The organism is Vibrio sp. 704 (genome assembly GCF_033339295.1).
This window is the reverse complement of the sequence record NZ_JAWOUH010000763.1, coordinates 1-578: the sequence shown is the minus strand read 5'-3', so window position 1 is coordinate 578 and position 578 is coordinate 1. Positions and strand designations below refer to the sequence as shown.

At 47.2% G+C, this 578-nt stretch carries 1 protein-coding gene; it reads right to left on the bottom strand.

All coding sequences use genetic code 11. The features are described from left to right. Positions 1–578 (bottom strand): LysR substrate-binding domain-containing protein (locus R7R24_RS28975; RefSeq protein WP_318120495.1); only part of this gene is annotated, 578 nt, incomplete at both ends.

Below are 578 nucleotides of genomic sequence, written 5' to 3'. Positions count from 1 at the left end.
ACGTAACCGAAGTTACCCTCTAATTTCGGCAGCGCATCATCAAATTCGATAAAAGAAAAACGCTTATCTAACTGATTGATCAAGTGACGCGAACAAGGAAACAGCACATCGCTATCCGCAACCAAATTCAAAATGGTGTTGATGTGCGTGGTACGCAGTTGAATTCTTGGGACAACTGAAAAAGGCTGTAATAAGCGCGAGATGTGATCTTCTTTTTCATTCCAATGTTGGATGATGTGAACCGCGTACGCGTACTCTGAAATGTCATCCAAATACATGCGTTTGCCACCATGCGGATGCGTCGCGCGGCAGGCCAGAGCAAAGTCGTCCCGCCCGCCTTTTTTCTGAACCAGATGCTTCGGCAACTCCATAGGGAAATAGTTGATACCAAAAGCGATTTCACCCGCATCGATTTTGTCTGGCGTGGTTTCCGTCCAGTCTTCGATCACCAAGTTCATAAACGGCGCTTCCTTGGCTAGCAGCTGAGTAAACGCGGCAGAAAACCATTGTGCAATGGACGAGTTGATCGCAACACGCAGCACACTGTTTTCGGTCGCAGGATCAAAACTATGAGAAAC